Origin of the sequence: uncultured Chitinophaga sp. (assembly GCF_937874145.1) — a bacterium.
Lineage (GTDB): Bacteria > Bacteroidota > Bacteroidia > Chitinophagales > Chitinophagaceae > Chitinophaga.
In genome coordinates, this window is the sequence record NZ_CALNBI010000150.1 from 1 (window position 1) to 11,453 (window position 11,453).

Below are 11,453 nucleotides of genomic sequence, written 5' to 3' on the forward strand. Positions count from 1 at the left end.
GTATACCGTAGCGTTGCCGGAACCCGGCGTACGCTCGCGCTTGATGTTGCCGCTCAGCCGAAGGAATGCCTTGATATGTTTGTGCAGGTTCATGTCCAGGTTGGAACGGTAATTCACCCACACGTTATTGGCGTCGGATTTATACTTGTCGGTATCGATGTTCCACTGCCCGCCCTGGTGCATCACGTTCAGGTTGGAGAAGAACTGCACCCGGTCGTTGCCGCCGGACAAGCTCACATTGACGCGTTCCATCTTCGCCTGGTCCCGCATGTACCGGTCGTACCAATTGTTCTCGGGATACAGGTTACGGTCAGATCCGGTCCGGAAACCTTCCACCTGCGCTTCGTTGAACGCAAAGAAATCGCCCCGACCGTCGTTCTTCGCCGCCTGGTTGCGCAGGGTGGCGTATTCGTACGATCCGATGTAAACAGGCCGCGTGGTCACTTCCTGTACCGACTGATCCAGCCGTACATCCACCCGCAGCGGCCCTTTCGTTCCGCGTTTCGTCGTTACCACAATAATGCCGTTAGCGCCCTGGATACCATACAATGCCTGCGCCGAAGCGTCTTTCAATACCGACACTGATTCAATCTCTGCCGGCGTGATATATTCCAGGGTTTGCCCGCTGTTGTAGGATACCAGTGTGCCGTCCATGATCACCAGCGGTCCCTGCCTGCGGGCGGAGGACAATCCGCGGATGAACATATCGGTACCGGCGCGCGATAATTCGGAGCTGGATTCATGGGTATACAATCCCGGCAGGCGGCCTGCGAAAGTCATTCCCAAATTGGCCACCGGCGCACGCTCCAGCTCTGTCCCGGAAACGGTGGCCACTGCCCCGGTGAGGCCGCGGCGGTCGCGGGAGGTATAGCCCATGTACACGGGCTCGTCGAGCTGGTGCACATCTCTTTTCAGTACGATTTGGATATCGGAACCGTTACCGGGCGCCAGGGTGTCGCGGAGGTAACCGCGCACCCAGGCCGTCAGCGACAGCTGGCTGGTGCTGAGCGGCAGGGTGAATTGACCGTTGGCGCCGGTGGCGGTGCCGTTCCGCCCGTCGAGCGTTTGAACGGAAACGCCCGCGAGCGGGCGGCCATGAACGTCGGTAACACGGCCGTTGCGTACGCCCTCCTTCTCCTGCTGAGCGGCGGCGGGGAAGGCTGCGCAGGCAAGCAATGCCGCCAGCGCGAATGTATGTTGAAGTCTTTGTTGCATGTGATTCATATTGCAGTCAGAAAAACGATCCCGTGCTTACCAGCCGGGGTTTTGCCAGTTTTGCCCGGTGATGGAGCGGAGGCGGTTGGCCTCATCCAGCGGCAGGGGGAAGTACAGGAACTTCGCCGTGTAATTCTTGCGTTCCACTTCCCTGACAGGACGGCGTTTGTAGGTATAGCTGCCGTCTGCGTTGCGGGTGATCTCCATGGCGGTAACCCATTTATCGGTCCTGGCCAGGTCGCCTCCCGGGGCCGTCCAGCGGCGCACGTCGAAATAACGGTTTTCTTCCAGCGCCATCTCTACCCTCCGCTCGTTACGGATGCGGGTGATGAGCTGTGCTTTGTTGAGGCCAGCGGGGAGATCGGGCATGCCGGCGCGGGCGCGGATCTCGTTGGCTGCGGCCCTTGCTTCATCCAGCTTGCCGGCTTCAGCGGCGGCTTCCGCGAAGTTCAGGATCACTTCGCCCAGGCGGTACCATTTGTGCGGAGCGCCCGCCACGCCGTTATCGTCTCCCGAAGTCGGGTACAGGTATTTGCGTTCGTAATAACCGGTACGGGTGGCGCTTCTCCTGGCGGCATGGATGCCGGTGAAAGGCTCGCCTACATAGGTGGTGATGATGCGGGTACGGTTGCCGATGCCGGCGGGATAATTCTCCGGAGACTCGGATGTTTCCGCAAAACCCCAGCGCGCCTTCCGTTTGGAACCATTGTAGTAAATGGTGGCATAGAAACGGGGGTCGCGGTTGGCATACGGATTAGCCGGGTCGTACATCGTGTTGTCGGGATTGTAATTGGGTTGCGTGTGCTTTTCGTCGAGGTAAGGATTGTCCTGCACGAGCACGGGCTTGCCGTCGGAAGTTTCGTAAGCGTCTACCAGTTCCTGCGTGGGGCAGGTGCCGGACTTGTAACCGTTTTGCGCGCCGACGCCGTCTACGTGGAAAATATTACCGGTATTGCTGCGGTGCTGATAGATGGTTTCCTTGTCGATCGGGTTGTCCTGGAATTTCATCGCCTGCGTGAAGTATTCGTTGTACATGGCGGTGTGCGGGTTGAGGTTAGGCCCCAGGTGCGCGTCTGGCACGAGGTAGAGGTGCGGCAGGTTCACCTTGTTGTAGAGCTCATACCCGTTGGCGCGCAGGCTGGCCAGGGCTTGCTTGTTGATGTTGTAGGCTTCTTCCCAGTGGTTTTGCCCGAGGTTGTAGAGCGGGCTGGCGGCGAAGAGGATCATGCGGCTTTTGATGGCGGTGGCCAGCGCTTTGGTGAACCGGCCGCTTTCGGCGTCTACCGTAATCCGCCAGGGAATTTCCGGCGTGGCCAGCGCGGCATCGCAATCTTCGATGATGAATTTCGCCACTTCGTAATAGGTCGCTTTCTTCAGGTTGGAGAAATCGTCCGTGAATTTGTGCGGTACTTTTTCGATGGGGATGGCAGGGCCATACCACAGCAGCAGCTCCGTATAATAAAACGCGCGGAGCAGGTGCGCCTCGCCTTTCCATCGGCTGCGGTGCGCGGGATCGTTCACCGTGGCCGTATCAATCCGGCTGAGGAACAGGTTGATGTTGCCGATGGAGTTCCAGTAACGGTTCCAGTAGTTGCCGTTGCCCTGGTCGATAGTGGCGGGATTGTCGAGCGGATGCGCACCCGGTGCGGCATCGCCGTTGTACATCCTCCCGGAAATCAGGGTGGGCTCTGCTTCCGCGTCGGTATCCCAGGAATCATCGGTCAGGTTTACCGGCCCGCGGGAAGTAAAGAAATATCCCAATCCCTTGCTCGGTACGTTGGCGTAGCAGGAATTGAGGAATGCCGCTACTTTATTGTTGTCGGTGAATATCTCGTCCATATTGAGCTTCCCGTCCGGCGCCATATCCAGCGCCTTGTTACAGGATACGGCCGCTACGGCGCATATCAGCAGAAAGGCATATATCGATTTCATGTTAGACTAGTTTGAATGATCAGAATGAGGTGTTGAAACCGACGCTGAACGTCCGCGTGATCGGGTACCCGATGGCACCGTTCCCTTCCGGGTCCAGGTGCGTCATCACGAAGTTTTTAGACCAGGTGATGAGGTTCTGCCCGCCAACATGCACCCGCGCCGTGCGCAGCCCGATGGGATTGATCCACGATTTCGGCAGGTTGACCGCTACTTCCGCATTCCGCAGGCGGGTGAAGGCCCTGTCGGTTATGAAGAAATCGTTGGCGGTGAAATTGGTGTTGGATTTGGTGCTGAGCGCGGGATAAGTGATCTTCTCCCCCGCTGCGTAGCGCTCCGGCGTCCAGGCGTTGCGGTGCATATCGAAATAGGTGCCCTGCTTGATGATCTCATACACCCCGTTGTCGGAATAGCGCCCGGTGTACTTCCCTACACCCTGGAAAAACAGCGTCACATCTATCATCTTCCAGGTGGCGGAGAAGGTAGCGCCCCAGGTGAAGCCGGGAATGTGCGTATTGCGCAGCGGCTGCATGTCTTTGTCGTTCACCACGCCGTCGCCGTTCAGGTCTTTGTAGATGAAATCCCCTACGCGCGGGCTCCCGAAGCCGTACGTCGTTTTCGCGAGATAAGCGTCCAGCTCCTCCTGCGAATTGAAGTAGCCGTTGCCGTTGCTGCGGTCGATCTGGTAACCCCAATACTGGCCCAGCCTGTAACCCGTGCGGCGCAGGCGGTAAGCGTACGATTCGTCGTTGATCGCCTCGTCGATAAAGCGCACTTCATTCCGGTTGGTGCCGTAGTTGCCGCGGAACTGCACGAACCAGTCGCGGTTCAGCTGGCGGTGATATTCCAGTTCTATTTCCATGCCCTTATTGAAAATCTCACCCATATTCACTTTGGGAATATTGCCCAGCGGTACGCCCTGAATTGCGGGAATAGTACCGCGGGTGATGAGGATCCTGCTGCGGTCTTCGGTATAATAATCGAAGGTGATGGACAGATCGCGGAAAAGCTGGAGATCGATGCCGATGTTGCGCTTCAGCGCCTCTTCCCAGGTAATGTCCGGGTTGCCGAGGAGGCCCTGGTTCACACCCTGGCCGAGGCCCAAACTGCCCAGCGGCCCGCCGCCCATGGTGATATTGCTCTGGTACAGGAAACGGGCGGCGCCCATCTTGTCGTTCCCTACCTTGCCATAAGAACCGCGCAGCTTCAGCGAGGTAATGATATTGTTGCCTTTCAGGAAAGCCTCATTGCTCACCACCCAGCCTACCGAAGCCGCCGGGAAGAAGCCGTAGCGCTTGTTGGGCGCGAACTGCTCCGAACCGTTATACCCCGCATTCACTTCCGCGAGGTAACGGTTATCGTAACCGTAGGTAGCCCTTCCGGAAACACCAATCACGTTGAAAGGAATTTCCCCGCCGGTAGACTCCCAGTAATCACGCTGCGCCAGCACCATGGCCGATACATCGTGCTTGCGGGCAAACTGCCGGGCATAGTTGATGCGCCCCTGCATGTTGATATTGTAACGCGAATCCGCGCCCTTGGCAAGCCCCAGCCGGTTCTGGCCCGTGCGCTTGATGGAATACACCAGCTCGTCGGTGGCGTAGTTCACCTGCGCCAGGTACAGCGGCTCCAGCTTGCTGCCCTGCATGGCGGTAGTGCCGCGCGAGTCGAACGAGATCATGCCGCGCATGCTCAGCCCCGGCGTGATCAGCTTGCCCAGATCCCAATCCAGCCCCAGCGAGCTGTTGAGGTTCGAGCGCACTTCATGCCGGTAACCCTGGCGGTTCATCACTTCGAAGGCCGACCGGTCGAGGTACCCCGGATCGATGATCGCGCCTTCCGGCACACCAAAGCCCGGCAAAGCCGTAGGCCCCGGCGTGATCGGCAGGATCGTCTGTGCCTGGTAAATCAGGTCGGAGATCATCCAGTCGGTGCTGCTGTTCGGGTATACGTTGGCCGAAGGCATATTCACCCTTTCGATGTAGCTGCCGATATTCAGAAAGCTCTTCAGCGAATTGGAAATCTTGTAATCGAGGTTGGAACGGAAACTCCAGCGGTCCATCTTCGCCGATGGGTCGTAACCCAGCTTCGATTTCGGCTCCACATTGAGGTTACCGCCCTGGTGGAGGTAGTTGGCGTTGGCGAAATAGCTCACCTTCTCCGTACCGCCGCGTATCCCCATGTTCACCCGTGTCTGCGGGGCAAAACGTTTGATCAGCTCGCGGTAATAGTCATGGTCGGGATACATGTACCGGCGCACCCTGGCTTTGGCCTCGAAATCCGGATCGTTGGGATCCAGCCCGATAAGCGGATCCTTGTATTTGGCGATCACATCTTCCGGAAATGGCGCCTCGGTGATCCCGTCGTTTTTGGACGCTTCATTGCGCAGGCGCATGTAATCCACCGAATGCAGCCGTGCAGGCTCATGCGTGAAAGATGCCCAGCTCTGGTCCACGCTCAGGCTCAGCTCCGCTTTACCGGGCTGCCCGCGCTTGGTGGTGATGAGGATCACCCCGTTGGCGCCACGCACACCATAAGCCGCCGTGGCGGATGCGTCTTTCAACACCGTAATGGTTGCCACCTCGTTCGGGTCGATGGTACGGATGTTGTCGCGCGGAACGTCGTCGATCAGGATCAGCGGGCTTGCGCCATTGGTCGTGGCCACGCCGCGGAGATACAACGTGGCATCGTCGCGGCCGGGCTGGCCGCCGGCAGACTGGATGGATGTGAGGCCGGGAAGCTTGCCCGCCAGCGCTACGGCAAGGTTGGCGGAAGTCGTCATCCGGATGTCTTCGGAGCTGATAGAGGATACCGCTCCCGTCACCGAAAGCTTCTTTTGCTGCCCGTACCCTACCACCACCACCTCGTTGAGGTTTTCGTTGGTGGCCGGGAGCCTGACCATCAGCTGCTCCCTTCCGCCTACCGCCACCTGCCTGGACTGGTAGCCCAGAAAGCCGAAAACGAGCACGGCGTTGGAAGGAACACTGAGGCTGAAGCGCCCCAGCGCATCGGTTTGCCCGCCGATGCTGGCGCCCGCCACCCGCACCGTCACCCCCGGCAGCGGCGTAGCGCTGGCGGAATCTGTGACCGTGCCCGTAACGGTTATTTTGTTTTGCGACCGGGCCGGCAAGGCAAAAAGCATCACCGCCAGGAACATATAGCATGTTGCCCGGAATCGAGTATACAGTTTCATCATGACGTGGATAATTTTTCTTTTACATGTTGTGGATTTGTTGACGATATACCTGGGATTATTCAGAGAAAGCGTAATTAAACCTGCCGGCAGGCGCAACATCCCCGTTCACGAGAAAGTCCATGATGTTGCCTTGCTCCTGCATATTATCCGACCATTTGAATTGAAAGCGGAGCGGCCCCTGGCCGAAGTATTTCCGGGGTATGCGCACTTCCATCCGGTTCCCCTCATACCGGTACTCCACCTCCGCCAGTTTGTTCCATTCCCATCCGGAAGCGCTTTGTTCGAGGATGGCCTTCTTTCCCGGCGGCTGCCGGTTCACGGCGAGGTCGTAACCCTCCCAGCCGGTTTTGGCGTTGCCGTCGGTATCGATGAACAGGCGCATCCAGGCGGGATCGGTATGCGGGGTGAGCGGCGCGGAAGTTTCGATGTAGAAATACACATGCTGCGCGTCGCGGGCCACACGGGCGGCCGTCAGGTCGTTGCGGCCGGTGGTGTTGGTGTAATGCGTGCCTTTGAAACCGTCATGGTCGCGGTGGCCGGTATTGCCTTTATGCGCGCGGTACACGGGTGTTACCCGGCCCCAGTCGGAGAAGCGGCCGTCGATTTTGATGGTTTGGGGGGAAGAGGGTTTTTCTTCCGCCGGCATGCCTTTGAACTTCCGGATGTTTGCTACCAGCTGGTAGTAGTAATTGTCGCCATGCCCGCCTTTCATGGGCTCGATGTCACGGCTGTGCTCGGTATCGAACTGGTCGGGGAAGGCGTTGGGTTGTTTCATCCATACGTCGTACCGCCCCGCGATCCATTCATTCCAACCGGTCACGAACGCCAGCTCGATGTTCTGCCCCAGGGCGCGGTCCCACTGTTCCTGGAAGTTCAGTCCATACTGGTGCGCATCCGGCCGGGGATCGTGGCCGTTCTTATCGGTATAGCTGCGGCCGAAGGCGCCGGGCATGTTCATGGCGCTGAGGCCGTTGTGTTTCGTCCAGTTCTGGGAAACGCCGACGGTCATCTGCTCGAAGCTGCCGTCTGCATTTTGCACGAACCCGTGCTGCGGGAAGATCTCCAGCCAGCCCCAGTGGTCCTTGCGCTGGGGGCCTTTGTCATACACCGGCTGCCCGGGGCGGAAGGTGAAGAAATTCCGGATCTCGGGGTCTTCGATATTGTCGGGGTATGCCATCACGAGGGGCTTCCCTTTCCATTGGAACCAGAGGTCTTTGTACAGGCCCGGTTTATAAAGGTCGTTGTAAATCTGGTTGATGGCGCTGAGCGTGGCCTTGCTGGGGCCGAAGCCGAGCATGAAGGCGATCTGCGGCGTGCGGATGCCGTCGCGCCGCGCTTCGGTGAATACCTCGCAAAGCGCCATGTAGGCAGGCTTCCAGACGAGGTCGCCGTTGGTGGCGTCGAACATGATCATATCCACCCCGGCGTCTGCCAGCATCTCCGCGTGCTTGCGGATCACCCATTTATCAGAATTGGTATAGAACCCGAATAATGGCTCGTTCCAGAAGTTCATGATATTGGCCGGCCATCGCGGGTCTTTGTAATCCTTAATGGCATCGGGATATTTTTGCAGGAACGCGGTGGTGTTGTTCGGGGAAAGGTGCGCCTGGTGGTAATGCCAGGTCCAGTAGAAAATCCCGACGAACTTCCCCGCTTTCTCTGGCCCGGTTTCCGTGCTGACAGGGAGTTTCCGGCCGAGGGCGTCCGTTGCGGGCAGGTGGGCGGAATAGTTGCGCAGCGCTTCCTGCGCACGCAAGGGCTGCAGTAAGGACAATAGCAAACATAGACCGGCGGCCTGCCGGAGAGCGGATGTATACATACTAAAAAAGAATAAGCAATAGTCGGTGTCGCCCCCTTAGCTAAAAATGGCGCACAGTTTTTCATACGTGGCAAATCTGTTCTCGGCTGCTACAATGGCGGCGACAGTATTTTGCGCGTGGTGATGTTCATGTCTGTCGTAAAGACCGGGATGCTGCCCTCCCTGTTTCTTACCGCTGTCAAACCATTACCAGCAGGGCCTTAGGGCATTTTGTCTTCCTTATCAAGTCCGCATCCGTCTAACTGTTCTATCATTCAACGATTCAATAATACTCGAATAATTTCTCTCCCGCAACCTGCACCATCCTGCCTCCCATCCTGCACTATCCTGTACCGCAACCCCAATCCGGCTATGGTAGCGGATTTCAGGATTCGTCTCCTTTGATTTTTTTTAGCAGATCGAAAATATTCTACAAAAAGTTGCGCATACATGCCAACCGCTTATCCTGTTTTTCCTTTTTATTGCTGATGGAAAAACGGGTGCGTTGCCGCCGCAGGCGGATGTTTTGCGAGATAACGGGGAAACCTATACGATAAGTTGGCGTTACGGCTTCGCGCCTGCCCGTACCGCGTTAGGATGGAACGGCAGGTAGGATGCGGAAGGATCGGCGCCGGGCGCGTGCAGGATCAAGCCGGTGCAGAACATTTTCTGGTTGACTTCAAAAGATATCCCCTCCGGCGCGGTAAGCACCCGGATGGTATCCGGCCCGTCCTGGTACCAGGCCGTTTGTGTAAGGTCGAAGCTGCGCGTGAGGTCGGCGAGGGCGGCGCCGGAACCGGCCTTGCCGGAAGTCCGGTAGCCAGGCAGCGTAGTGCGGAACATCCGGATGCGGGCGGTATCTTCGACGCCCATATTCCGTTCGGTGTACAAGGCCGTCTGGTATCCTTTGGTTTTCCAGATGGCGAGCGCTTTGCCCATGGCGGCATCGCCGCTGTCGGCCTTGCCCATCCGGGCGAAGAAAGGCCCTGCATCCGCGCCCAGCTTCACGTCTCCTGCTGCCACTCCCGGCTCTACCAGGCTGTCGGTCGGAATATTCTCCACTACCACAGAATCGGTTACCGGCGGCACGGCATCGGCGTTATTGGTGTTGGGACCCGCATGGCAGGCGGCGGCCAGCACGGCCAGGGCGAGGAATGGCTGGAGGTTTTTCATGAAAGAAAAGGCAGCAAGAATCCTGCCATCAACACATCCCGAAAAGCTTCTTCTTGAAATTGATGACCGAAGGCCCCTCCGTACATCCGCCTACATCTTTGACATGTGCATCACCCGGGCGATGACCGATGATCCATTGGCCAGTAGGCACATGTTTCATGATAATTCCTGCATCGATCACGCTGCCTTTCTTACCGGACAAAGCGCCCCCGTCCGGCGGGCGCTGTTCCTTTACCGGCAACAGCAACAGCAACGATAAGGCGAAATGCATGGGGTGCGTTTTATCAAATATACAAATTCCCGCCTTTCCCGCCCGGCGGGCTTATCCGTCCGTTACGGCCGGAATCGGGAGGCTTCGGCAAGCCAATCCGCCATCCCGGTCAAAGCGCTATCGAATTCACCAACTGCGCCTGCTAACTTCGTTTCCCGGAACCAATGCACACCCCAATGAAATACCATGTACTATGGGCCTTCGCGCTCTTATCCCTTTCCGCCTGTTCTAAAAAATCGAAAAAAGACCAGCCCGAACCGGACAAACCGGCCGCTGTAACCGGCAAACCTTTCACCACGGCCAAAGGCGCCGCGGCCGGGCAAGTTGCCTGGGCCAATATCGGCGCGGCGGGCGGTACCCTGCAGTCGACGGACGACAACGTCACGCTCACCGTACCCGCCGGCGCGGTGGCTGCCGACCGAACATTCCGCATCCAGGCGGTATCCAATACCCTCCGGCCCGACAAGCCCCTGCTGGCCTACCGTATTCTCCCGGAAGACGTGACGTTCACCAAACCCGTCACCGTTACCCTGAAATACAACCCCCAGGAGCTGACGCCCGGCGCGGAAGATATGCTCATGCTCGCCTACCAGGACGCCAACGGCACCTGGAAGCCCATGGCCACGAAGCTGGACAAGACCAACCACACCGTCACCGCTACCATGACCCACTTCTGCGACATCGCTTTTTACGAGGTGTACGAGCTGTTTGCGGCCAGGACAGAGCTCGCGGCCGGGCAGGAAGTGGCTTTGCGCTGCGGGGTGCAGGAGATCAGCCCCAACCAGGACTCGTTGCTGGCGCCATTGCAGCACCCTGTCGACGATGCCGGTTTCGGCCGCCTGGCCACCAGCCAATACGCCATGCTGCACGAAAAATACGCCGGGCGCATCTCCGGGTGGAAGGTGCTGAACGGGCCGGGAACGGTTACCGCCCAGCGGAACCCGCATGGCCTGGAAGCCAATGCTGTCTACAAAGCCCCGGCTACGGTGGCCGCGCCTTCGCATGCCGAGGTGGAAGTAACGCTGGAAGGGCTCCCCGGCATTAAAGACCCTTCCGCTCCGGACGGCGTCCGCAAGCCGGGCAAATTGGTGCTGCGGAAGCGGCTGGACCTGGTGCCGTCCGAAGGCTATACATTCATGAAAATCGTTATCAATGGCGTAGAAACTCTTATCTCGCCCCAGCAGCCCATGTATGCGGAATATGATCCCACGGCGTTCGCGCTGTTCGAAGCGGGCGTGAACGGGGGCGTCAGCTGCAAACTGGTGCTTACGAATCCCCAACCTGGCAGCTGGCCCTGCGGCCCGCAGGACGGCACCGCCACGGAAGCGTCGGTAGAATTCCATTTCGACCCGGTCTCCTTCGCCCTGTCGAGCTTTTGCCAGAACGTAGACGGCCGCCAGGTGACGCGGTACACCGGCGGACAGCTGGAGATCACCAAAGTGGGCAACGCCGGCGAGCCGATCGAGGGCACGTTCTCCGGGAATGTGTTCCGGGAGATCAGCTCTGTCAATTGCACCTTCCAGGAGTACGAGCTGCGGGTCACCTTTCGTTTCCTGAGGAATTCCTGATATATTTACCTGCAACTGTAACGAAGCGGCTCCCGGGCATGGGGGCCGCTTTTTTCATGTTCATGCGGTTCGTCAAACCAGGGCTGCGGATGGTCAACCAGGGGCGGTGCGGGTGCCGGGAAGCCAATATGTTTGTATCCTAAAACTTCCCTCGAAATGGAAACATCCACCCGCCAAAGTTACCTCGACTGGCTCCGCGTAGCCGCCATCGCCGGGGTGCTGCTGTACCACGCCGAACCCGATGTGCTGGGCACGCCCTTTTATGTGATGGAGCGGGTGCCCGGGCGGGTCTTCAACGACAAC

General features: G+C 58.5%; 7 protein-coding genes. 1 reads left to right on the forward strand and 6 read right to left on the reverse strand.

What is annotated here, in order from left to right:
• The 6 genes from Q0510_RS07055 to Q0510_RS07080 all read right to left on the reverse strand — a co-directional run.
• On the reverse strand, positions 1 to 1,215 hold a 1,215-nt coding region (locus Q0510_RS07055), incomplete at its 3' end, for a TonB-dependent receptor plug domain-containing protein (protein WP_298709535.1).
• A 36-nt stretch (positions 1,216 to 1,251) separates the two neighbouring features.
• Positions 1,252 to 3,147, reverse strand: a complete 1,896-nt coding sequence (locus tag Q0510_RS07060) for a RagB/SusD family nutrient uptake outer membrane protein (protein ID WP_298709537.1) — start codon at positions 3,145 to 3,147, stop codon at positions 1,252 to 1,254.
• 19 nt (positions 3,148 to 3,166) lie between these two features.
• A complete protein-coding gene (locus Q0510_RS07065; RefSeq protein ID WP_298709539.1) occupies positions 3,167 to 6,340 on the reverse strand; it encodes a TonB-dependent receptor in 3,174 nt (1,057 codons plus the stop codon).
• 55 nt (positions 6,341 to 6,395) lie between these two features.
• Entirely contained in the window at positions 6,396 to 8,159 is a 1,764-nt protein-coding gene (locus Q0510_RS07070; protein WP_298709542.1) for a hypothetical protein, read from the reverse strand.
• A 543-nt stretch (positions 8,160 to 8,702) separates the two neighbouring features.
• Positions 8,703 to 9,311: a hypothetical protein gene (locus Q0510_RS07075; protein WP_298709544.1), complete on the reverse strand. Its 609-nt coding sequence runs from the start codon at positions 9,309 to 9,311 to the stop codon at positions 8,703 to 8,705.
• Between the two features lie 28 nt (positions 9,312 to 9,339).
• Positions 9,340 to 9,582, reverse strand: a complete 243-nt coding sequence (locus tag Q0510_RS07080) for a hypothetical protein (protein WP_298709546.1) — start codon at positions 9,580 to 9,582, stop codon at positions 9,340 to 9,342.
• A gap of 176 nt (positions 9,583 to 9,758) precedes the next feature.
• On the opposite strand from Q0510_RS07080, the gene Q0510_RS07085 reads away from it, so the two are divergent.
• Complete coding sequence (locus tag Q0510_RS07085; protein WP_298709548.1) at positions 9,759 to 11,150, forward strand: hypothetical protein; 1,392 nt, start codon at positions 9,759 to 9,761, stop codon at positions 11,148 to 11,150.
• Positions 11,151 to 11,453 lie beyond the last annotated feature (303 nt).